General features: G+C 58.4%; 18 protein-coding genes. 13 read left to right on the top strand and 5 right to left on the bottom strand.

The window, feature by feature from the left end:
* Positions 1-414 precede the first annotated feature (414 nt).
* Positions 415-1692 carry a M24 family metallopeptidase gene (locus CD351_RS08530; protein ID WP_234027082.1) on the top strand — a complete coding sequence of 426 codons (1278 nt, stop codon included), beginning with the start codon at positions 415-417 and terminating at the stop codon, positions 1690-1692.
* Here CD351_RS08530 and CD351_RS08525 read toward each other — a convergent pair.
* From CD351_RS08525 to CD351_RS08510, 4 genes are read right to left on the bottom strand one after another with little or no spacing between them, the layout of a single operon-like run.
* A complete protein-coding gene (locus CD351_RS08525) occupies positions 1689-2675 on the bottom strand; it encodes a DUF2891 domain-containing protein (protein WP_111992259.1) in 987 nt (328 codons plus the stop codon). The two genes, CD351_RS08530 and CD351_RS08525, sit on opposite strands and share 4 nt — an antisense overlap.
* Positions 2666-3616, bottom strand: a complete 951-nt coding sequence (locus CD351_RS08520) for a DUF979 domain-containing protein (protein ID WP_111992258.1) — start codon at positions 3614-3616, stop codon at positions 2666-2668. Before CD351_RS08520 ends, CD351_RS08525 begins: the two co-directional genes overlap by 10 nt.
* The gene (locus tag CD351_RS08515) at positions 3613-4284 is read right to left on the bottom strand and encodes a DUF969 domain-containing protein (protein WP_111992257.1); all 672 of its coding nucleotides are present in this window, start codon (positions 4282-4284) and stop codon (positions 3613-3615) included. Before CD351_RS08515 ends, CD351_RS08520 begins: the two co-directional genes overlap by 4 nt.
* Complete coding sequence (locus tag CD351_RS08510) at positions 4281-7835, bottom strand: hydantoinase B/oxoprolinase family protein (RefSeq protein WP_111992256.1); 3555 nt, start codon at positions 7833-7835, stop codon at positions 4281-4283. The genes CD351_RS08515 and CD351_RS08510 overlap by 4 nt, the downstream gene beginning before the upstream one ends.
* A gap of 327 nt (positions 7836-8162) precedes the next feature.
* Here CD351_RS08510 and CD351_RS15845 point away from each other — a divergent pair, with 327 nt between their 5' ends.
* Complete coding sequence (locus tag CD351_RS15845) at positions 8163-8312, top strand: hypothetical protein (RefSeq protein ID WP_174214259.1); 150 nt, start codon at positions 8163-8165, stop codon at positions 8310-8312.
* Between the two features lie 192 nt (positions 8313-8504).
* On the opposite strand, the gene CD351_RS08505 is transcribed toward CD351_RS15845, so the two are convergent.
* Complete coding sequence (locus CD351_RS08505; protein WP_162627668.1) at positions 8505-9239, bottom strand: sigma-70 family RNA polymerase sigma factor; 735 nt, start codon at positions 9237-9239, stop codon at positions 8505-8507.
* A gap of 356 nt (positions 9240-9595) precedes the next feature.
* Between CD351_RS08505 and CD351_RS08500 the strand changes: the two genes are divergently transcribed.
* From CD351_RS08500 to CD351_RS08450, 11 genes are all read left to right on the top strand, one after another.
* Complete coding sequence (locus tag CD351_RS08500) at positions 9596-11209, top strand: ABC-F family ATP-binding cassette domain-containing protein (protein ID WP_162627667.1); 1614 nt, start codon at positions 9596-9598, stop codon at positions 11207-11209.
* A 60-nt stretch (positions 11210-11269) separates the two neighbouring features.
* Positions 11270-11602: a helix-turn-helix transcriptional regulator gene (locus tag CD351_RS08495; protein ID WP_111992253.1), complete on the top strand. Its 333-nt coding sequence runs from the start codon at positions 11270-11272 to the stop codon at positions 11600-11602.
* Positions 11599-12465, top strand: a complete 867-nt coding sequence (locus CD351_RS08490; RefSeq protein WP_111992252.1) for an MBL fold metallo-hydrolase — start codon at positions 11599-11601, stop codon at positions 12463-12465. Before CD351_RS08495 ends, CD351_RS08490 begins: the two co-directional genes overlap by 4 nt.
* A complete protein-coding gene (locus CD351_RS08485) occupies positions 12462-12908 on the top strand; it encodes a YeeE/YedE family protein (RefSeq protein WP_111992251.1) in 447 nt (148 codons plus the stop codon). The genes CD351_RS08490 and CD351_RS08485 overlap by 4 nt, the downstream gene beginning before the upstream one ends.
* Positions 12908-13318, top strand: coding sequence for a DUF6691 family protein (locus CD351_RS08480; protein WP_111993671.1), 411 nt, complete (start codon positions 12908-12910; stop codon positions 13316-13318). The genes CD351_RS08485 and CD351_RS08480 overlap by 1 nt, the downstream gene beginning before the upstream one ends.
* A 33-nt stretch (positions 13319-13351) precedes the next feature.
* Complete coding sequence (locus tag CD351_RS08475) at positions 13352-15118, top strand: SulP family inorganic anion transporter (RefSeq protein WP_111993670.1); 1767 nt, start codon at positions 13352-13354, stop codon at positions 15116-15118.
* A 65-nt stretch (positions 15119-15183) separates the two neighbouring features.
* Complete coding sequence (locus tag CD351_RS08470; protein ID WP_234027081.1) at positions 15184-15867, top strand: hypothetical protein; 684 nt, start codon at positions 15184-15186, stop codon at positions 15865-15867.
* A 303-nt stretch (positions 15868-16170) separates the two neighbouring features.
* The gene (locus tag CD351_RS08465; protein WP_111992250.1) at positions 16171-16680 is read left to right on the top strand and encodes a 2Fe-2S iron-sulfur cluster-binding protein; all 510 of its coding nucleotides are present in this window, start codon (positions 16171-16173) and stop codon (positions 16678-16680) included.
* Positions 16677-17663 (top strand): xanthine dehydrogenase family protein subunit M, encoded by a 987-nt coding sequence (locus CD351_RS08460; RefSeq protein ID WP_111992249.1) that lies wholly within the window; start codon positions 16677-16679, stop codon positions 17661-17663. The genes CD351_RS08465 and CD351_RS08460 overlap by 4 nt, the downstream gene beginning before the upstream one ends.
* Entirely contained in the window at positions 17660-19861 is a 2202-nt protein-coding gene (locus tag CD351_RS08455) for a xanthine dehydrogenase family protein molybdopterin-binding subunit (RefSeq protein WP_111992247.1), read from the top strand. Before CD351_RS08460 ends, CD351_RS08455 begins: the two co-directional genes overlap by 4 nt.
* A 793-nt stretch (positions 19862-20654) precedes the next feature.
* Entirely contained in the window at positions 20655-22856 is a 2202-nt protein-coding gene (locus tag CD351_RS08450; protein ID WP_111992246.1) for a TonB-dependent siderophore receptor, read from the top strand.
* Positions 22857-22861 lie beyond the last annotated feature (5 nt).

The raw sequence follows: 22861 nt of genomic DNA, 5'->3' as shown, positions 1-22861 counted from the left end.
CGAAGAGCGGTTTTATGAGAGCCTGTGTATTCATAGCTAGGGCGAATACTCAGGAATGGTTATCAACCCGTTAGCAAACTCCCCAGAAATCGCGGTTTTCCGGGGAATTGTAGCCAAATCTCAGGCGGGGTTAATGGTGAACGGACGGACATACTGACCAAATGGTAAGGAACAGCCGATTTCGTGCTTAACGTAAGTCGCGATAAACCGTGCAATTCCAATCGCGCCGGGTTCTGCCAATTTGACTTGCCAGCGCATATCTTCGCATATCCCTCGAAATGTCTGGCGAGAGGGAAACACGATAGAATCATGCGCAATCTTTCGACAATGACGGCCACGCTATCGATTGGCGTCAGCACGCTTAGCGCTCTTTGTCTCTCGCCATCTCTCGCTCACGCCCAGACGACGATTGGAATGAGTGAGACGGAGCAATCGACCCCGCAACTGCCACCGATACTATCCGCGCGTGAGCGTTCCGAAGTCGTCGATCGCATACTTGCCGAACGCCTCGATACCGTCATCCCACGGATCATGCGCGAGCAAGGGGTCGATCTCTGGCTGCTTATGGCGCGAGAATATTTTGAAGAACCAGTGATCGCGACAATGCTCGACGCGAAGAGCATGGCGGCCCGGCGCCGCACGATCCTGATTTTTCACGATCTGGGCGAGGGTCAGCCCATAGAGCGGATGACGGTGAGCCGTTACGGGCTTGGCGGATTGTTCGAGCCGGCATGGGAGCCTGAGGAACAACCTGACCAGTGGCAGGCCGTGGCTGACATCATCGCGGAGCGCGATCCAGAGACGATCGCAATCAACTATTCCGATCTGAGCGCGTTTGGCGATGGCATGACGCTCAGCCAATATCGCCTATTTATGAATGCGTTACCGAGCGAACTTCATGAACGTGTCAAGTCCGGTGAAACACTCGCTATTCGCTGGCTGGAGACACGAATTCCTGCCGAGATGGAAATCTATCCCAGCGTGGTGCGGACCGCTCATGCGGTGATCGCACAGGCCTTTTCTCGCGATGTCATAACCCCCGGTGTTACGACGGCCGACGACGTTCGGTGGTGGTATCGGGACCGGCTGCTTGAGCTTGGGCTCACCCCATGGTTTCATCCTTCGGTTGCGATCCAGCGCGAAGGGGAAGACGGCATGCTGCGCGGCGAAGTGGTCATCCAACCTGGCGATCTGCTCTGGACCGATTTCGGCACCACCTATCTGCGCCTCAACACCGATACGCAGCACCTCGCCTACGTTCTGAAACCCGGTGAGACACAGGCGCCAGAGGGCCTTCGCGCCGGCCTCGCCAACAGCAACCGAGTGCAGGACATCTTGCGCTCACACTTCGAGGTTGGCCTTTCCGGCAATGAAGTGCTGGCCCGCGCACGCGCTCAGGCCATCAGCGAGGGGTTGGATCCGTCAATCTACACGCATCCGATCGGGTATCACGGCCACGGAGCGGGAACGGCGATTGGCTTCTGGGACAACCAGAATGGCGATCCGCGCGGCGATTACACAATCCACCCGGAGACCGCGTGGTCGATCGAGCTCACCTCGTATGCCGAAGTTCCTGAGTGGGACGGCCAGCGCGTCGACTTCAGAACCGAGGAGGACGCCTATTTCGACGGTGAGACTGTTCGATTTCTCGATGGACGCCAGACCGAGATCACGCTGATCCCTTCAGGCTAGCGCGCCTCGAGCAAAGCAAGCAGCGCGAAGCTCGCCAGCCAATGTTCGCCCATGTAATCGCCGGCCACATGGGGCATCGCAGCGACCATGTGTTCATGCGCGCGGTCACGCAGGAGAGGCGGTGCCGCCTCTCCCAGCGCCTTCGCCAGACCGAGCAAACACCATGCGCGGCTCAGATTGAGGCCATCAAGGTGGGCAATCTTCCCATCGCTTCGATCTGACACGGTGACGGGACGACATTCGCGCTTGATCCATCCGTTTTCCAGCACCAACCGGTCAAACCAGGCAGCAAACTGACCGGCGGACATCGCGCGACTTATGAGCAACGCAGCGGTTAGAACCGGGGAAAGGAATTCGTCCCCACCCGGCTCCCATCCAGAATAATTCGATTTGTTTTCAAATGCATTCAGCGTCCACTTATCAATCTCTATAAGCAAGTCACGGTCATGCCGATGTGTCCACTCTCTGGCTAACAGCAGGGCAAAGGACGTGTTGGCATGCGTGCCGACCGTAATCGGGTAGATCAGCAGGGGCAGATAGTCGCGCAAGCGTGCACCAAAGGTACTGGCCAGCGCCGAAAGCCTTTCGCCCCAAGGGCGATCAGTGTGCCGCTCCGCTTCGAGATGGAGGTAAAGCAGCCAGCCCCAGCCATATGGCCGCTCGAAACCGCGCGAAGCCGGACGCTTAAGATAAGCGAGCTCTGCTGCCAGCTTGTCCTCGGTGAACGTGGCATCGGCCAGCGCCGCGATCTCTTGCGCCTCCGGTATCGTCGGGAAAAGCCGCCTCAGGGTGAGCAATGTCCACCAGGAATGGACGCAGGAATGCCAGTCGAAACTACCGTAGAAAACCGGGTGCAGACCGCGCGGCGTGCGCACATCGGCGTCTTCGACCATCACGTGATCGAGCTTGTTCGGATATTCCTGACCCACGTGCGAAAGCGCGATCCGGGAGTATTGGCTGGCAATTGCTTCGGTCAGTTCCATAGCAGGAAAGCTCCCACATAGATGATGATGACGTTGCAAACCCAAAGCGGAATTGCAGTACCAATCTGCTGGCGAATGACGCCGTTCTGATCCTTCAGTTCAAGCAAGGCCGCCGGCACGATATTGAAGTTCGCCGCCATGGGCGTGAGCAAGGTTCCGCAGAAGCCCGCCAGCATTCCAACCGCACCGATAACCGCGGGATTGCCGCCGTACCCTTCGACCAGAAGCGGTATGCCTATCGCTGCGGCCATGACCGGGAAGGCGGCGAATGCGTTCCCCATGATCATCGTGAAAAGCGCCATGCCAAGTGCGAACACGACCACGGTCAAAAACACGCTACCCTCCGGAATGGCGCCACCAGCAAAGCCTCCAATGATCTTGCCAACTCCTGCAAGCGCGAAAACGGCTCCCAGCGCTGCGAGCATTTGCGGAAGGATTGCTGCCCAACCGATTGAATCGAGCAATCTGCGCCCCTCTTCCGCCGGAGCGGTGGGAGGCGCTCGCAGCCACAGCGTCGCGACCACGAGGGCGATCACCACCCCGATGCCAAAAAGGATCAGGGTTTCTCGCCGAGCTTCGAACAAGCCCGTCGCCGACAACGGCGTGTAATTGTAAAGCAGCGTGCCTGCGACAGCTGTGACAGGAACTATCAAGGCCGGAATAAACAATTTGCTTCCGAGCGTTGCCGAGAATTCTTCACGCTCGATCTGAGAAGTCGTCTCGGGGGCGCTACGCGATAGACGTCCGGTGCCAGCGATCGCGACCAATGCCAGAACCAGCACGCCATTAGCAAAGTCATTCAAGTGACTTCCAGCGAAGAAGCTAACCGCAAGAAGCCCCCAGAATGCTGCATTGCCATAACGTCCGTCCTTAAGGCTCAGCAGAGCCCACACTGCGAAGAATGCGCCGGCTAGCCAATAGAGCCACTCGTAAGTGATCATGTGCGCACCCTCCCCAATCGTCGGTCGAGCGCTCTGATCCGCCACGAATGGATGACGAAAGCGCATATCGCGGTCGGTATCGCCCAGACTGAAAGCTCCAGCGGCGTCAGCGGATACCCATAACTCTCAAAAACACCTTGAATCAGTAGTATAGAGGCGATTGCGAAGAAAATATCTTCACCAAAGAACAGACCGACATTGTCGGTCGCCGCAGACATTGCGAGAACCTTTTGCCGATCATCCTCTGTCAGTTCGCCATGCGATTTTTCGGCAGCCGCTTCTGCCATCGGAGCCACCAGCGGGCGGACGGCCTGTGGGTGACCGCCAATGTCTTTCATCCCAAGCGCAGCCGTTATCTGGCGAAACCCCAGATAGATGGTGAGCAGCTTGCCCATAGTTGCCCCGCGCACACTTTCGATCACTGCTCGTGCGCGCTGTTGCAATCCATGGCGCTCGAGTAATCCGATCACCGGGAGAATGATCCATGTGACCGAGATGTAGCGGTTGTCGTTGAAAGCCTTCCCAAGGGCTTCAACCACAGCGACAATATCAAGGCCCGCCAGAAGCCCGGTCGCGACTGCAGATCCCACCACAACCAGAAGCGGATTGAAACGCAGCGCGAAGCCGACCACGACCAGCGCGATGCCCAGCAAGGGCCAATAGTTCACTCGCAGATCTCCCCAAATCCACCGCCACCGGGCGTCAAGATGACAAAGGCGTCGCCTCTTTCCATCTGTGCCGACCCGGTTGCTGACAACTCCTCGCGCGATCTGTCGGCGCGTTCGACCCAGTTGCGCCCGGGCTGAGCGTCCTCTCCCCCGCAAATGCCGCGTGGTGCAACGGCCCGTCTGTTGGCAAGGATATTGGCGCGCATTGCTTCCAGGAAAGTGACGCGTCGCTCGACGCCGTCTCCACCACGATGTTGGCCCTTCCCGCCGGAACCCCGGCGAATTGAAAAACGGTCGAGCCGGACCGGAAGTCGACTTTCAAGAATCTCGGGATCGGTCAGACGGCTGTTGGTCATGTGCGTCTGCACAGCGCTTGTGCCGTCATGGTCTGGTCCAGCGCCAGAACCGCCGCAGATCGTTTCGTAATACTGGTGCTGATCATTCCCAAATGTGAAATTGTTCATCGTGCCTTGGCTCGGTGCGAGCTTGCCCGTGGCAGCGAACAGGGCATCGGTGACAGCCTGGCTGGTTTCGACATTGCCTGCCACCACGGCTGCTCCCGGCTTTGGATTGAGCATTGAACCTTCGGGGACGATCAGATCGACCGGCCTCAAGCAGCCATCGTTCATCGGGATTGCATCATCGATGAGTGTACGCAGGACATAAAGCGCGGCTGCGCGCGTGATCGAGCGTGGAGCGTTGAAATTGTCGGGAAGCTGGGCGGACGTTCCCGTAAAGTCGAACACCGCCGAGCGTGCCTCACGATCGATCCGGATTGCGACCTCGATTACCGCGCCATTGTCCATTGGATAGCGGAAGCTGCCATCTTCAAGGCGGTCGAGCAGACGCCTAACGCTCTCCTCCGCATTGGCGATGACGTGCCCCATATAGGCTGCGACAACCTGCGCTCCTTGATTGTGAGCAGCCGCCGAGAGCAATTCCGCTCCGCGAGTGCAGGCAGCCAATTGCGCTCGCAGATCGGACAGGTTGCGATCAGGATTGCGCGCCGGATAAGTAGCGCCTGCAAGCACGTCGCGCACCTCTACCTCGCGGAAATCCCCTTCGTCGACCATGAGAAGGTTGTCGATCAGGACGCCCTCCTCCTCAATTCTCTGGCTGTCAGGTGGCATTGATCCGGGCGCGATACCGCCAATGTCGGAGTGGTGCCCCCTTGCCGCCACAAAGGCATCCGGTTCGTCGCCTGTGCCATAGAAGACCGGTACGATGACCGTGATGTCAGGCAGATGGGTTCCCCCGCGATAAGGATCGTTAAGCACGTAAGCATCACCGCGCTTGAAGCCGCGTCCGTCGCGCGACTGCCCGCGCGCCTCGATCACGCGTGCAATGCTGTCTCCCATACTGCCCAAATGGACCGGAATATGCGGTGCGTTGGCGATCAGGGCACCTTGCGCATCGAACAGTGCGCATGAGAAGTCGAGCCGCTCCTTGATGTTCACCGAAGTTGCGGTGGATTGGAGAACAACGCCCATCTCCTCTGCAATTGCCATGAAGAGATTGTTGAAAATTTCGAGCCGAACCGGATCGACCGCCGCATCCTTGGCAGTCCCCACCGCGTGCCCGCGCTCAAGTGGTGAAATCCGCGTCAAAACCAGGGTACTGTCGTTGGAGAGACGTGCCTGCCACCCTTCCTCCACAACCGTGGTCGAGCCTGGATCGATGATTAGCGCGGGCCCGTCTACGGTTTCGTCGATGCTGAGAGCCGCTCGCTCGACTGTCCGGCATGTTCCAGACGCTCTTCCAGCGAGTGCGACAGGCCTTACAGGAGCCGCCCCAAGACCGCCTGACATTCCAATAGCCTCAACGCTCAACGCTTCGACGATGATCTGCGCGGCGTCATCGGAATAGCCGAAGCGTTGGCGATGGAGTTTTCGAAAGGCCGCATCCATCGCCGACACGTCCTCGCACGCGATGGTGAGCATGGAATCGCTCCCTTCAAAGCGCAAACGCGCTTGCGGTTCAAAGGCGATTGCATCCTCTTTGATGTCTTGTGCAAGTAAAGCGTCTCGGGCCTCATTCTGGAGGTCCGTCAATTGCCCTGCGAAATTATCGCCAAGCGGTTTCACGAGGCTGACTTCGCGGATCACCTTTACTGGCGCGATGCCGATACCGAACGCCGAAAGCATGCCGGCGAGGGGGTGAACCAGCACCGTTTCCATGCCCAACTCGTCTGCTACCTTGCAGGCATGTTGCCCCCCTGCCCCTCCGAAACAGGCAAGCGCATAGGCCGTGACGTCGTGGCCGCGAGCAACCGAAATCTTTCGAATGGCGTTTGCCATATTGTCGACCGCGATGGCGAGAAAACCTTCGGCGATTTCCTCCATAGGCATCGAAATGGGCATAGACGCCGCGACGTCTGCAAGAGCGGCTCTCGCAGCCACCTGGTCGAGGGGCTCGTCGCCATTGGGTCCAAAGACACTCGGGAAAAAGGCGGGATCGATCCTGCCGAGAACAAGGTTGCAGTCGGTAACCGTCAAGGGGCCGCCCTTGCGATAGCAGGCGGGCCCCGGATCGGCGCCTGCGCTTTCAGGACCGACACGGAAGCGCGCACCATCGAAGCTGCAGATTGAGCCACCGCCAGCCGCGACCGTGTGGATTTGCATCATCGGTGCAGCAACCCGGACGCCTGCAACAACACTGTCGCCGGTCAATTCATACTGGCCAGCATAATGAGCAACGTCAGTGCTGGTGCCGCCCATATCGAAGCCGATGAGTCTGTCATGCCCAAGTGGCCCGGACGCGGCCACCATGCCGACAAAGCCTCCTGCAGGACCCGAAAGGATGGCATCCTTCCCGCGAAACGCGCCGACCTCTGCCAGTCCGCCGTTCGATTGCATGAAGCGAACCCGGTCTGCGCCGGGCAGCTCGGCCTGTAATGTGTCGGTGTAACGCCTCAGAACTGGAGAGAGGTACGCATCAACCACCGTCGTATCGCCGCGCGGGATGAGCTTGATGAGCGGAGCAACTTCGTGGCTTGTCGAGATCTGTTTGAAGCCGAGCTCGCTGGCAATCTTGGAAAGTCGGATCTCATGATCGCGGTACTTCCAGCCATGAAGCAACACGATCGCAATCGCATCGAAACCCGCATCGCGCAGATCGGCGAATTGTTGTCGCGCTTCATCTTCATTGAGAGCGCTGAGCAATTCGCCGTCCACGCCGACGCGCTCGTCGATCTCGAGAACAGTCTGCGCCAGTTGTTCAGGCAGGACGATGTGGCGCGCGAAAATCTCGGGCCGCGCCTGGGTGCCGATCCGAAGCGCGTCGCCGAAACCCTTGGTGATCGCAAGAGCCAGCCGCTCCCCTTTACGCTCCAGAAGAGCGTTCGTTGCGACCGTGGTCCCAATGCGCAGCTCGGCAATAGGTCCAGAGCCATGCTCGACCATCAATCTACGAACCGCCTCACTCGCCGCATCGGCATATCGTTCTGGATTCTCGGAGAGCAGCTTGTCGGTCACCAGTTGGCCACCGGGTGTGATCGCGACAACATCGGTAAAGGTCCCACCCCGATCAATCGCGAATCGCCAAGCGGTCATGCGGGGAAGTATCCTCTACTGATAAGGCAGTACGTTGAGGCTCTTGTGCAGGGGTCGGATCAATGGGTCAAATCGGCAAGCTGACTGCTCCGAAAAGAGGCTGCCAATCAGGTGCGTGTCGGTCCGATAGCTCGCCTGCAATCGATAAAAGTGCGCATCATGCTATCTTGATCAGACCACTGAAAAATGGAACCAAACTTAGCCCCGTTCCTATCCTAAGCACAACCTGACGGGTCACTCACTTGCCCTCCTTGGCTCTCGGAAACGAAGCCAGTGCGAGCGCGATCCCAAGTGAATGGCCCAACCGAATTTAAGAAGGAAACGCACATGACTTCGGCCCCTATTTACTCAAGCAAGCCAGACCGCTGGACCCAACCGCGCCCGCATTGCGATGCGAGCACGAGGTTCCAGAAATACGGACGCATCCAGCCGCTCTATGAGCCGAGCTTCATCGAAAGACTGTTTGGTCTCGATTGATCAGACAAGGCTTCTCGTATCCGAAGCCGCTCTGCGCACCGCCAGTGATCGGAGAGACATTGTGGGCGATGTTCGGCCCCGCCGGAGGCTTGCCAACCGCCTAAACACCATGACAAAAAACAAAGAAAGCGCCGCACCCTTGAACAAAGGGCGCGGCGCTTTCTTTTCTGGTCGGATCGTTGAACGTGCGGCTTACCGCTCGAGATTGATGACGTCTTCGATTTTCCCGCCTTGCTCGATCGTTTCGATAGCTTCGACAAAAATCGCCGCGATCTGGGTCGTATCCTCGGTATTCTCGATGGGCATCTTGAGCTTGCCGTCTTCGATGATATCGCCAAGCACAGACCTTGCCCGCGATACCCGGCTTTTGACTGTGCCGGCAGCGCAGCCCAGGATCTCAGCCGCTTCCTCGTAGGTGTGATCGCCCGGTCCGACCAATAACAGCGCTTCGAGCTGATCGGTCGGCAATTCGGACATCGCGCGTTGTAGATCGGCGAGTGCCATTGATGAATTTTGCGAGGCTGGCATCGAGAGAATATTTTCCGCTGCGCGCTCATCGTATTCGCCGACAAACTTCTTGTTGCGGCGGAGCTGGTTCAACCAGGTGTTGCGAAGGATCGTGAACGCCCAGCTCAGAAAGTTACTGCCCGGCTTAAACTGAGTGCGGGCCGCCCATGCTTTCATGAGCGTTTCCTGCATCAGATCCTCTGCCAGATCCTCGCGCTTGCAAAGACGTACAGCGAAACGTTTGAGCGGAGTTTGAGCCTCGACCATCTGTTTCTTGAATGAGCGTGTCGAGACCGCCTTCTTGCGTTTATTGGTCGATTCCGGCCAGGGATTTCGTGGTTTACCGCGCGTCGCGACATTGGCGTCAGGCAAAGTGCCGTGACTGCGTACCGTTATGTTCGCTGGTGATTTTTGTGGCATTGCTACCTGTCCACTGAGTTGACCTGACATAAGTATCCCTTGATTTGTGAGGCCGGAGGGGGTGGGGGTGGGCTCTCATGGACATAACGGCGACAAGCCCTTGCTGTTCCTGAGTTTTAATCGCTCTTCGCGCCTCCTAAGCAGGTCATGTCAGCTGCCATGATGGTAAGCGACCGTTCCGATTGAATTTCTTCAACGTGACCATTTTTAGAGAAACCGGCGCTTGCCATACCAGTCTGCCAACTTGAACTTGGCCAAAGACACCGCTATTCGGCGCTCAACGCAACCGGAGTGAACGCGCATGAACAACTAAGCTTATCGTTCGTCTTGAAGACAACTTTTGCTTGGGTGTTATCGTGTCTCATATTCATCTCAACGCCGTTTGCGTCGGCGCCGATCCTCAAAATCCACTCTTTCCCCCGCTCTCCGAAAGCATCTCGCACGAGGTCGTTGGCCTGTTCGGGCGCAATGGGTGCGGGAAGAGCACTTTGCTTTCTGCAATCGCTTCCAAACGCGGTCTGGTATCGGGTTCGGTGACGACTGACGGCGCGATCGGCATGATGAAGCAGGGAGCATACAGCAGCGGCATAAGTGTAGCGCAGGCCCTGGCCGTTGCGGACCCGCTATCAATCCTTGAACGCATCGAACGGGGCGAAGCGCAAGGCACAGATCTTGACGATGCCGATTGGGACCTGCCGTCACGTCTTGAAGGCATGTTGTCGCGGGTTGGACTGTCGGACCTCGCTTTGGATCGACCGGCCAATGATCTGAGCGGAGGTCAGCAATGCCGTGTGAAGATTGCCGCTTTGCTGATTGCGCAGCCTGACATCCTCTTGCTCGATGAACCCACCAATGACCTTGATGATGAAGGGCGTGCAATGGTCGCGCAGCTTCTGAAGGATTGGGGCGGACCGGCGCTCGTTGCCAGTCATGATCGGGAATTGCTCGAAGGCATGGATCGCATCGTCGAACTGTCTCCAGCCGGTGCTGTCAGCGTGGGTGGAGGATGGTCGACCTTCAAAGCGCAGCGCGATGCGATCAGAGAAAGAGCCAAGGAAGCGTTAGGACAGGCGGAGCGCGTTGCCAGACAGGCGCGCACTGCTCAGCAAGCGCGAACCGAGCGTCATGCCCAGCGCAGCAAGCAAGGCAGGCAGGGGGCAGCCCGCCGGGATGATTCTAAGCTGGAGATCAACGCGCAAAAGGATCGAGCCGCGAAAACATTGGCACGCAACCTCGCAGTCGGAAAAGACCAGGTCGACCACACCATCGAAGCTCTTTCGAAAGCCGCCGCACAAGTCGAGCGTGTGGTTCCCGTTCGCATCGAGTTGCCAAGCTCGGGGCTGCTTAGTGGGCATGAACTGGTCGATGTCTCAGCCGTTTGCTGCGAGTTCGGAGGCGAGCATGTGTTTGGCCCTCTGAATCTGCGGATCACAGGTCCGCAACGGATCGCGCTCCACGGGCCAAATGGTAGCGGCAAAAGCAGCCTTTTGCGGATCATTTCGGGCAGTTTGACGCCAAGTGCGGGTTTTGTCCGGGCCGATCAGGGTGCGATAGCGGTTCTCGACCAGCATTTATCGCTGCTTGGTGCGCAGGAAACCGCACTCGAAGCGATGAGGCGGCATAATTCGGCTCGCAATGCACAGACCGCTCATGCAGCGCTTGCCCAGTATGGCTTTCGCTCTGAATGGAGCCAGCGCGAAGTGCAGACCTTATCTGGCGGAGAGCGCGTGCGGCTCGCGCTCGCATGCCTTTTCAGCGCACCGGAACCGCCGAAGCTGCTAATCCTGGATGAGCCCACCAACCATCTCGACATTCATGCCGTGGAACTGCTCGAACTGGCGCTGAGTGAATATGACGGCGCTATCCTTTGCGTGTCGCATGATGCCGAGTTTCGCAGGGCCTTGAAATTGGACAAGGTTATCAACCTGACAGCTGAGGATCGAGCGCACACGGATGACCTTCGAAACTGACACGAACCCTTGACGCATGGCCTCTAATTGCATATTTCATGAATTATGCAATTAGAGGCCATGGAAAAGACTGCGCTCAGGGTCAGCGCGCTGCTGAAGCTGCTATCACATCGTGATCGGCTCATGGTGCTGTGCCACTTGTCGCAGGGTGAGATGAGCGCGGGCGATCTTGCAGAGACGCTGGGGCGAAAGGCGCCGGCAATGTCTCAACAACTCGCAGTCCTGCGCCGGGAAGGCATCATCGAAGCACGGCGCGACGGACAGTCGATCTATTACCGCATCGCCGATGAAGATGCGGTCGCAATCATGGGTTTCCTCTATCAACGTTTCTGCGGCGATGATGCGGTTGAGACGCCCGGAACCCCATCAACACAAGAGGTAGCAGTGCCATGAACGTCCCGGACGTCACATCATTCCTCGACACCCAGACCAACAATATCAGTCACGTCGCGACCGACCTCGAAACGGGGTCATGCGCGATCATTGATCCGCTGCTCGACTATGACCAGGCATCTGGCAGAAGCTCGACCCGATCCGCCGACAAGATAGCTGAGCATGTGAAAACGCATGGGCTGACGGTGGAATGGATCATCGACACCCACATTCATGCCGACCACCTTTCGGCGGGTCATTATCTGCGATCCGAACTGGGCGGCAAGCTTGCGATTGGAGAGCATATCTCAGAGGTGCAGAAGGTATTCGGCAAGCTCTTCAATGCGGACGAAGACTTTCGCCTTGATGGCTCGCAATTCGACCACCTCTTTCGCGACGGCGAAACTTACAAAGTCGGAAACATCGATGCCAAAGCCATTCACACTCCGGGTCACACACCTGCATGCATGACACACTTGATTGGCGATGCAGCCTTCGTCGGCGATACGTTGTTCATGCCGGATTACGGCACCGCCCGCTGCGACTTTCCGGGTGGTGATGCGCGGACGCTTTTTCGATCGATCCAGCGCATATTCGAATTGCCCGACGACACACGGATGTTTCTCAACCACGATTACCTTCCCGAAGGGCGGGACGAACTGCGATGGATCTCAAGCGTCGGCGAGCAGCGGCGTAGCAATATCCATGTGCGCGAAGGGATCAGCGAAGATGAATTTGTCGCCATGAGAACGAAGCGGGACGCAACGCTGGCCACGCCGAAACTGATGATCCCATCGGTGCAGGTGAATATGCGCGCCGGGAACTTTCCAGAGCCCGAGAGCAACGGCATCCGTTACATCAAAGTGCCGGTGGATACGCTGTGACCCTGCCGGGATTTCCAAACGCCATGCCTCTCGAAGGCTTCATCGGTGGTTTGATGATCGGGCTTGCCGCCGCGCTGTTGTTGCTTGGCTCGGGAAGGATCGCAGGCATTAGCGGTATCGCAGCGCGCGCCCTCACCCTCAACAAATCGAGCTTGCCACTCTCAGCTGCCTGGCTGTTCCTTGGCGGCCTGTTGATCGGCGCATTTCTCGTGAACGCGTTTGTAGCGCCCATCCAGTCGAACTTTCCCCCATCGATAGCCCTGCTGGTGCTTGGCGGGGTGATCGTTGGCTTTGGGACACGAATGGGGAGCGGGTGCACAAGCGGTCACGGCGTCTGCGGAATGTCGCGTTTGTCACCGCGTTCGCTGACCGCGACTCTCACTTTTATGGTGAGCGGCATGATTGCAGTGGCGCTTGCTAATGCTGCGGGATGGGGATGGTGATGCGGGAAGGATTGATCTCACTCGCCTCTGGCTCCCTTTTCGGCGCAGGCTTGGCGATTTCAGGAATGATGGACCCAAGCCGGGTGCGCGGGTTTCTCGATATTTTTGGCAACTGGGACCCTACGCTCGCCTTCGTGATGGGCGGCGCTGTCGCGGTCATGGCAATTGCGTGGCTGGTTAAGGCACGGATGGCGAAGCCGGCCATGGCTGAGAAATTCAACATTCCCGGCACCCGTACGATTGACCGCAAATTGATTGTCGGAGCCGCGCTGTTCGGTGTTGGCTGGGGCCTTGCCGGCCTGTGCCCCGGCCCTGCTCTTGGTGCACTTGTCATCGAGCCTATGCCCGCCGGAATCTTCGTTCTCAGCATGATCGCGGGAATGGCGATCCACCGCGCGGCAAAGCTCTAGGAACCCATGATTAAGCCGCGCGAACAAGACAGCATGCGAACGAAATTGTCGCGCTATCTTCCGATCCTTGAGTGGGGTCGGGATTACAATCGATCGATCCTGGCCGATGACCTGATGGCAGCGGTGATCGTGACCATCATGCTGATACCCCAAAGCCTAGCTTATGCCTTGCTTGCCGGACTTCCCCCGGTTGTCGGGCTGTATGCCTCCATCCTCCCGCTCATGCTTTACGCGCTGTTTGGAACGAGCCGAACGCTGGCCGTCGGGCCGGTAGCTGTCATTTCGCTGATGACCGCGAGTGCAGCGGGATCGGTCGCGGCGCAGGGGACTGCCGAATATCTCGAGGCGGCGATTACGCTGGCGATGTTGTCCGGCGTCATGCTCGCCATTCTTGGGCTGCTTCGCGCCGGGTTTCTTGCTAATTTGCTGTCGCACCCGGTCATCAGCGGGTTTATTACCGCTTCGGGCATCCTTATCGCGACGAGCCAGATCAAGCACATCCTCGGGGTCGACGCAGGGGGCGATAACTGGCCGGCAATGCTAGGGTCGCTGGCTTTGGCGATTGGCGATACCAATGGCTGGACGCTCGCCGTCGGCATCCCTGCGACCCTTTTTCTATTTTGGGTCCGAAAGGGAGGATCGCCTGCCCTGCAGGTCATGGGCGTGCGTCAACGGTCGGCTGATCTCGTCACAAAAGCGAGCCCGATCCTCGCGGTCGCGCTCTCGATACTCGCCGTGATCGCACTCGAGCTGGGCGAACGAAATGTCAGCCTAGTCGGTCCCATTCCGCAAGGCCTGCCGCCCTTTGCCATCCGCGGTACCGACATCGCCCTTATCGAAAAACTGTGGGTCCCGGCCCTCCTGATTTCGGTAATTGGCTTCGTCGAAAGTGTTTCGGTTGCGCAGACCCTTGCCGCCAAGCGGCGTCAGCGCATCTCCCCCGATCAGGAACTCATAGGGCTGGGATCAGCCAATATCGCAAGCGCCCTTTCCGGCGGATATCCGGTCACCGGCGGCTTTGCCCGTTCCGCAGTGAACTTTGACGCAGGCGCGCAGACACCGGCTGCCGGAGCATTCACAGCCGCCGGGATCGCGCTGGCGACGCTGTTCCTGACACCGCTCCTTTTCAATCTTCCGATTGCAACCTTGGCCGCAACAATCATCGTGGCCGTCCTGAGCCTCGTCGACCTCAAGACGCCCGGCCAGCTTTGGCGCTATTCCAAGACCGACTTCATCGCGCATGCCGTGACCATCGCAATCACCCTGCTCGCAGGGGTCGAGATGGGCGTGATTGCGGGTGTCGGCGTCGGCCTTGTCCTCTATCTATGGCGCGCCAGTCGACCCCACGCTGCAATCGTCGGGCGAGTCCCGGAGACGGAGCACTTCCGCAATATCGCCCGGCACAAGGTTTTCACCGTCCCGCATGTCCTTTCGATCCGCATCGACGAGGCGCTGACCTATCTCAACGCGCGATGGCTTGAGGAATATGTGCTTGAGGAAGTCGCTGACCGGCCCGCCGTTCGCCATGTCATCCTGATGTGCAGCGCCGTCAACGAGGTCGATGCATCTGGCCTCGAAAGTCTTGAGGCGATCAACCACAGGCTTGGCGATGGCGGCATCGGACTTCACCTTTCCGAAGTAAAAGGCCCGGTCATGGATCGACTGAAACGCACGCGCTTCATAGAGGAATTGAATGGGAAAGTTTTCCTCTCGCAGGACAAGGCTTTCGCCGAAGTGTCGCTTGATACAGGCGAGCCCCCTGCACCGGTTGATCACTATCTGGCGCGCGGTCTGATCTGAGGAGTGGCGGTTTTCTGCATCTTTACCGCTCGACAATCCAAGGCAGGTGAACCAGTGTCGGCCCGATGAAGGCCGCTGCTATCGCTCGTCCCCCGGTCCTGCCATCGCTTGCGTGGGCCTGCACCGCATTCACCGGCGTAATCACTCCCGTTCTGGCGATGCTGCTAGTCCTTGAAACCGGCACGCAAACAACGTTGGCCCTCGCCTTCGCGCCAATACTTGCAGTAGGTCTGATGGGCTCAGGCATGATCGGCGCAGCGACTGCCACACGTTTCTGGGTCGGTTGGGTGCTCGCCCTGCTGACAGGCTTGAGCCTGCTCCTGACCGCAAACGCGCTGGGCATACCGGCTATGACGAGCCCCCTTTCGATTGCTATCACCATTCTCGTCGCCAGTTTCAGCTTTGCTGCGCGCGGCGCGTTGTTTGCCCTCTCTGCTGCGAACAAGGGTTGGCTGGTTGCCCTCGCGATCGTGGCAGGCGAAGCCGCCATCGTGCTCACCGCCGTAGCTGAGCCAGGGTTGCTTCCGAGTTGGCTCCTCGCTCTTCTACCAGCGCGGTGGGCGAGCATCGCGATTCAATCCTCACTCACTGGCGAGGCGGTTTTCGCGGCGCGCTCCGCCATGATCGCGCTGGCCGGCACCGGGGCGGCGACCTATGTGGTGATATGGCTCTGGCCGCGACGCTGGACGTATTCGATCATGTTCACCGCGTGGATCGCCCTCTCCGCTCTCGTCTACCACAGCATGTAGTCGGAGGATTGTTTCCATCCCAACGCGCTCTGACCGAGAGAGTTTGCTGCGCTGTTTGCTCACGGAAGCGAGATTGGCAGTGACGGCGCCGACCTCTTTTCAAGGCATATGACTTATCCTCGCAACTCTCGGTTTCTTCGCCGAGCGTCCTGATAGCCAGTTTATCGCGTCTCTTACGTCAGCAGATCACTTCCCGATCTGCTGCACCCCCCGATGGACCTCATAGAGCTCAGATGCGCAGCCAATTTTGCAAGGGGGTGAACCTTTTTCGATCTGCTTGGTTGAGATAGGCAAGGAGGACGCATGCCCGCCACCATATCCGTAAATTCCGCCGAGTTTCCCATCCCAGAGGACCCACGGACCACTCTTCTCGATTTCCTGCGCGAACATGTCGGCCTTACCGGCACCAAGAAAGGCTGCGACCACGGTCAATGCGGGGCTTGCACAGTTTTAGTTAACGGGGTGCGGATCAATTCTTGCCTCAGCCTTGCCGCGATGCACGAAGGCGATGCCGTCACAACCATCGAGGGATTGGGGACATCCGACGCGCCCAGTGCGTTGCAACGTGCCTTCGTCGCGCATGACGCTTTCCAGTGCGGTTACTGCACACCGGGACAGATTTGTTCAGCGACAGCCTTGCTCGACGAGATCGCCAATGACTGGCCCAGCGACGCCAGCGGCTCGCTTGAAGATAGAATCACCGCCACCGACGACGAAATCCGCGAACGTATGAGCGGGAACCTGTGCCGTTGCGGAGCCTATGCTAATATCCTCGCCGCTATTCGTGAAGTCGCACGGGAGCACCGCACATGAGGCCGTTCCAATACTCCAAAGCCCGCGCCCTGTCCGACGCGACACAGCTGGCTAGCGACGCCAGCACGATGCTGATCGCAGGCGGAACCAACCTCATCGACTTGATGAAGCTTCAGGTTGAGACGCCCGGCACACTTGCCGACATCAATTCGATCGGCCTCAGAGAGATCGAAGAGACCGGTGATGGCGGCCTCAGGCTCGGTGCGCTGTCGACCAATACCGAGACTGCGGTCCACCCGCGCGTTCGTTCGGATTACCCCGTCTTGGCGCGCGCGATCCTCGCAGGGGCTACCCAGCAATTGCGCAACAAGGCGACGAACGGTGGCAATCTGTGTCAGCGCACGCGCTGCACCTACTTCACCAAACCCGACCAACCCTGCAACAAGCGCGATCCCGGCAGCGGCTGCGGCGCCATCGGCGGTGTAGCCAAGCTCCACGCCGTACTGGGTGCAAGCGATCAATGCATCGCGACTTATCCAGGTGACATGGCCGTCGCGCTGAGTGCGCTTGACGCGCTGGTAGAGATATACTCGCCAGATGGCTCCAATCGCACAGTGCCAGTGCGCGACTTCCATTGCCTGCCGGGCGAGACCCCCTGGCGCGACAATGTGCTGGAGGCAGGCGAGGTCATCACCGCCGTCACTCTGCCACCGGCGGTCGGCGGGACGCAGCTTTACCGCAAGGTGCGCGAGCGGTCTTCCTATGCCTTTGCGCTGGTCTCGATCGCCGCGCTGATCAAGATTGAGGGAGGCTGCTTCACCCGCGCAGACCTTGCTTTTGGCGGTCTTGCGCATAAGCCGTGGCACGATCCACGCATCGCCGAGGCGCTCATCGGTCAAGCACCGTCGGACGAGCTCTTCGACTTAGCCGCCGACATTCTGCTCGAAAACGCGCAGGGTCACGGCGACAACGATTTCAAGATTCCGCTCGCGAGGCGCACGCTCCACGCGGTGCTTTCGCAGGCGGTGGAGGAGGCGGCATGAGCGCTCATCTCAAACAGGACGAACCCGAAAATTCGAACCGTCTGGACGACATGTGCCAAGGCGTACTCGGAAAGGCGCATCCGCGTGTCGAGGGTCTGGCCAAGGTCACGGGAACTGCGCCCTATGCCGCCGAATATCCGATCGAAGGATGTGTTGAAGGCGTCTTGGTCACCGCCACTATCACGCGCGGCGAAGTGCTCGCTATCGATAAAGAAGCGGCACTCACAATGCCCGGTGTAATATCGGTGATCGAAGACAGCCGACTTGCCACTCGCGCCGCGCAAGGCACTGCTGGCGAGGCGCCTCGTCAAAAGCCAACACAGGTTTGTTACTGGGGCCAGCCTGTAGCACTGGTGATTGCTGAGACTTTCGAACAGGCACGCGATGCAGCGGCCCAGGTAACAGTGGAATATCGCAACGAAGAGGGCGCACCACTCGATCCGCATTCTGTCGAACGGGAGGAGCAGGAGGGCGAGACCGTGACGCAGGGCGACCTTGCCCATGCAATGTCCGAAGCCGACCACACGGTTGATGCGACATTCACGACGAAGGGCCACGCCTCTGCGGCTATGGAACCGCACGCAGCGATCGCGCAGTGGGATGGCACTGATCTGACTGTCCACGCATCGCTGCAGATGCTCAATTACAACATTAGCGAACTGGCCGACGCGCTTGACCTTGATGAAGACAACGTACGCATAGTTTCGCGATTTGTCGGAGGCGGGTTCGGGTCGAAACTCGGCGTCAGTCAGGAAACCGTCGCGGCCGCAATCGCCGCGATGGAACTGGGCCGGCCCGTGCGCGTCGTGATGACCCGCCAGCAGGTGTTCCAGTGCGTCATGCGACGTTCCGAGACGACGCAGCGCTTGCGCCTTGCTGCCGATGCCGACGGTCAACTCACTGGCTTTGGGCACGAGGCGCTTGTCAGCAATCTGCCCGGCGAGGATTTTGTCGAGCCGGTGCTACAGTCCTCGCATTTCCTCTATGCAGGCGAGAACCGCACTCTCAGGCTCGATGCCGCGCGCATCCATCGCATGACTGCGGGCTCGGTGCGCGCTCCGGGCGAGGCTGTGGGCATGCCCACGCTCGAAGTTGCAATGGACATGCTGGCCGAGAAGGTTGGGATCGACCCCGTCGAACTGCGCCTGAAAAACATTCCTGACAAAGATCCCGAAGAGGGCCTTCCCTTTTCCTCGCACACGCTCGCGGATTGCCTCAAAAAGGGGGCCGAGGCCTTTGGATGGGAGGCAGGCGCGCGCAGGCCACGACTGCGGCGCGAGGGCGAATGGTGGATCGGCACCGGCATGGCAAGCGCTGCCCGCGTGCACAACATCTCCGAAGCGAAGGCACGTGTCACGTTGAAGCCAGACGGAACCGCGCTGGTCGAAACCGACATGACCGACATCGGCACTGGCACATACACAATCCTCGCACAGCTGGCGGGCGAGATGCTCGGCCTGAATCCCGAACAGGTCTTGGTAGAGCTTGGCGACACCGACTATCCACGCGGCCCCGGCTCAGGAGGCAGTTGGGGCGCACCATCTGCGGGCTCTGCGGTCTACGTCGCATGCCGGGCAATCCGCGAAGAACTCGCCAAGCGCCTCGCTATCGACGAGGGCACGCTCGCGCTCACCAATGGCAAGGCAAGCACGGGAGAAAGCCTCTCGACGCTGCTCGATGGCGAAGAACTCGCAAGGGAGGGCCATTACGAGCCCGGCGCGATCAAGGATGACTACACCGCCTCCGGCTTTGGTGCATTTTTCGCCGAAGTCCGGGTCAACCATTTCACTGGCGAAACCCGCGTCGACCGAATGGTTGGCGCCTTCGGTTTCGGGCGGGTGCTCAACCCCATGACCGCACGCTCGCAATGCATTGGCGGCATCACATGGAGCATAGGCGTAGCGCTGACCGAGGCACTGGAATTTGATCCGCGCGACGGACACCTCGCCAATTGCGACCTGGCCGAATATCATGTTCCGGTAAACCGTGACGTTCCCGACCTCGAAGTTGTGCTGATCGAGGAACGCGACGGGGCAGCCAGCCCGATCCAGGCCAAGGGGATCGGCGAACTCGGCATGTGCGGCGGCGCAGCGGCAATCGCAAACGCGATCTATAATGCATGTGGGGCGCGATTGTTCGATTTCCCAATGACGCCTGATCGTGTCATTCGAGCGATGCCCGCAAAGTCGAATCGTTGATCTGGGCTACGCAATTTTCCTATGGTTTCACTTCAGATGCTTCGATCAATTCGCCAGTCTCGCTTTGCGTCTGGGTGACCAGCTCTTTGAAAACAATCGGCGCTTGGAGAGACCAAGGCCCTTATCTCTGGTGCCTCAGTCCGATGCACTGAACCTTATCCTCACTCACCGCGATCGAAATGGTCTGAAAAAGGTCTGTTTTTCAGATGAGATCGAGATGAATGACCATGTCCGGAAAAGAGGCGCAAGGCTTCCAGTGTGCCCGAAGTGTGTAGTCAAGCCAGCTACACATTCGCTTACCAGTGAGATTGGTAGCGGAGGAGGGACATACCATGAACTAGTAATGTGCTGAAATAGTTTTCATTTTTTTCTCAACCCTTTGCGAATACCCCCGCTGATACCCCCTACGACTTGATTTTGCGTCGGATCGTTTCGACTGCGCGGCCACCTGTTTCTGCAAGCCACCAGAAGTCGACTGAGTGTCGCCGAGATTGCAGAAGTTGGGCCGATGGCGGACTGTCTGCTTCTGGCTTCGGCAGCACATAACGCCGACATTCTGAAAACGACCCCAGATGCGGTCGGCCAATCCAAAGGCGCCGATGCCGAAAAGCGGACATTCGCAGCCGATTGAGAATGGCCAGCGTCGCTGCGCGGGGGGGTCGAGTATTGGTTCCTCACACTGGGGACGTTTCCCGCGATAATTATCAAGCGAACGAAGATTCTCGATAAATTGCTATTGCAAATCGTTATCAGCTATCTAGTAACGGACTCTCTTGGAAAGTGAGTCGTCTACATGAAGAAATTCGTTCTGCTGCTTGGATCAGCCAGCCTAGCTCTCTCGTTCACAACCGCTGCCAGTGCGCAAGTGGTTTCGGAGGCAAGCGATGCGGTAGCAGATGATGACGCTATCGTCGTCACAGGTGAGCGAGAGTATCTTTATCGCGAGGAGGACACCGACGCGCTCGGCTTTGACATCCCGCTGGCCGAAGTGCCTGCAACGGTGAACGTAATCACCGAAGATTTTCTGGAAGACGTGCGCGCCTACGATGTCGAAGACGTGCTGACCTATGTGCCCGGCGTGATCACAGGTGGTTTCAGCGGCGGAACCAGCACTACCTTTCTCGTGCGTGGGTTTGAGAACACTGCCACCTATTTCAATGGACTGCGCCAATTCAGGTCGATTTCTCAGACGCCATCGCTCGACAATATCGCCCGCGTCGAAATCGTTAAGGGGCCGGCTGGAGCCGAATTCGGCGTGGCCGACGCTGGCGGCATCCTGAATTTCGTGACGCTCAAACCGGAACGAGAGTTCTCCGCCGAGGCGTTCGCAGGCGTTGGTGATTTCGGTTATCGACGTATCGGAAGCGATGTCACAGGCCCGATCAACCATGACGGCTCGCTTCGCTACCGAGTCATCGGAGCATATAGTGAGCGCGCCGAATGGCGTGACGGTCGGCCGGACGAGACGCCGCGCTGGACGATAGCGCCATCGATCGCATGGGACTACGCCCCGGACGGTAATCTGCTGATTGAATACCAGCACACCTACAGCGATGAACCTCTAGATCGCGGTATCTTCTATATTGAAGGTGCAGAATTCTTAACGGGTGAGGACAATTTCGCGCCGCGGACCTTTAGCCAGATGCAAAGCGCGAATGTGCAGGAGTCACATGTTGATCGCTTTGACATTCGTTTGTCGCAAGACTTAGGCGCGAATTTCGGTATCGACCTCGCTTATCAACGGATCGTGGAAGACGGCTTCGAATTCCAGGCGCAATTCGCGCGTATACGAGATCTCTACGATGCTGATGGCCTGACCTATAATGGCTCAACCGCACCGGTTCCTTATGGTGGATCCAGAGACGAGGAAACCAAGAGGACTATCGATAACATCTCCGCTGTAATGCGCGGGGAGTTTGAGATTGGGATAACTGAACACAAAATTCGCCTCGGCTATCAGCGATCCGACGCAATCTTCGCGGCGGATTTTCGTGGGAATGGAGGCGTGGGACGACGCATCATCACCAATACGCTCGACATCTTCAATCCCGACAACGATCAGGAACTCACCTTTGACGGGCGGAACAACAACTTGTCCTTCACCAACAGCCAAGACGTTGAAAGCTTTTTCGCACAATGGTCGGGCAATTTTGGTGACCGACTTCGAATCGTTGCGGGGCTGCGACACGATCAAGCGGACTTCTTCACACGCTTCGACACAACTGATGGGGTTGGAACGCCAAGCCCGAACGTCAGCGAAGAAATTTCCTTCCGCGTCGCCGGATCATATGACCTCACGGACCGCCTGACAGCTTTCGCGGGCTATTCTGACTCATATACACCTCAGAGCGGTACGACCGCCGATCTTGAGCCAATCGAAGCGCTACACAATATTAGTTACGAAGTCGGTCTCAAGGCTGAATTGTTTAGCGACCGCGTGCTGTGGACCAACACAGTCTACCAAATCACCCAAAATAATATTGCAGCTGTCGATCCGAACGATGAGACCAATATGTTCCAGATCCTGTTTGGCGAGGTGCGAATTCGTGGCTTTGAGTCCGAATTCGTCGGTGCAGTAACGAACACGCTTGATGTCAGCGCCGGTGTGGCGTTGCAGGAAAGTAAAAACGTTCGCACCGAAGACGCGGCGGTGGAGGACAACGAATTTTTCGGCGTGCCAAATTACCAGCTCAGCGCCTTTGCCAACTACCGGCTTGCCGATCTTGGCCTGCCAGATCTGGCCGTCCGCACAGGCGTCATCCATGTCGGCGACCGGGAAGGCAATGCAGAAAACAATTTCGAGCTCCCTGCCTTCACGCGGGTCGATTTCGGGCTGCGCTACACTCTGAATAGTCAGACCGATTTCGATCTGTTCGTGGAAAACCTATTCGACGAAATCTACTACGAGCAGACGCAGGGGCGCAGCAGACCGGAAAATGGCATCATCCCCGGGGACAGGCGTCTGGTTCAATTTAACGTGACGCACCGGTTCTGATAGGC

Source organism: Erythrobacter sp. KY5, assembly GCF_003264115.1.
Lineage (GTDB): Bacteria > Pseudomonadota > Alphaproteobacteria > Sphingomonadales > Sphingomonadaceae > Erythrobacter.
The sequence above is the reverse complement of the archived record's forward strand: the minus strand, read 5'-3'. Positions and strand labels throughout refer to the sequence as shown.

Coding starts and splice junctions, on each gene's coding strand:
- CD351_RS08495 (WP_111992253.1), top strand. CDS start 11,270: ATGGAAAAGACTGCGCTCAGGGTCAGCGCGCTGCTGAAGCTGCTATCA.
- CD351_RS08490 (WP_111992252.1), top strand. CDS start 11,599: ATGAACGTCCCGGACGTCACATCATTCCTCGACACCCAGACCAACAAT.
- CD351_RS08475 (WP_111993670.1), top strand. CDS start 13,352: ATGCGAACGAAATTGTCGCGCTATCTTCCGATCCTTGAGTGGGGTCGG.
- CD351_RS15845 (WP_174214259.1), top strand. CDS start 8,163: ATGACTTCGGCCCCTATTTACTCAAGCAAGCCAGACCGCTGGACCCAA.
- CD351_RS08525 (WP_111992259.1), bottom strand. CDS start 2,675: ATGGAACTGACCGAAGCAATTGCCAGCCAATACTCCCGGATCGCGCTT.
- CD351_RS08470 (WP_234027081.1), top strand. CDS start 15,184: ATGAAGGCCGCTGCTATCGCTCGTCCCCCGGTCCTGCCATCGCTTGCG.
- CD351_RS08510 (WP_111992256.1), bottom strand. CDS start 7,835: ATGACCGCTTGGCGATTCGCGATTGATCGGGGTGGGACCTTTACCGAT.
- CD351_RS08465 (WP_111992250.1), top strand. CDS start 16,171: ATGCCCGCCACCATATCCGTAAATTCCGCCGAGTTTCCCATCCCAGAG.
- CD351_RS08530 (WP_234027082.1), top strand. CDS start 415: ATGAGTGAGACGGAGCAATCGACCCCGCAACTGCCACCGATACTATCC.
- CD351_RS08505 (WP_162627668.1), bottom strand. CDS start 9,239: ATGCCACAAAAATCACCAGCGAACATAACGGTACGCAGTCACGGCACT.
- CD351_RS08460 (WP_111992249.1), top strand. CDS start 16,677: ATGAGGCCGTTCCAATACTCCAAAGCCCGCGCCCTGTCCGACGCGACA.
- CD351_RS08520 (WP_111992258.1), bottom strand. CDS start 3,616: ATGATCACTTACGAGTGGCTCTATTGGCTAGCCGGCGCATTCTTCGCA.
- CD351_RS08455 (WP_111992247.1), top strand. CDS start 17,660: ATGAGCGCTCATCTCAAACAGGACGAACCCGAAAATTCGAACCGTCTG.
- CD351_RS08480 (WP_111993671.1), top strand. CDS start 12,908: ATGCGGGAAGGATTGATCTCACTCGCCTCTGGCTCCCTTTTCGGCGCA.
- CD351_RS08450 (WP_111992246.1), top strand. CDS start 20,655: ATGAAGAAATTCGTTCTGCTGCTTGGATCAGCCAGCCTAGCTCTCTCG.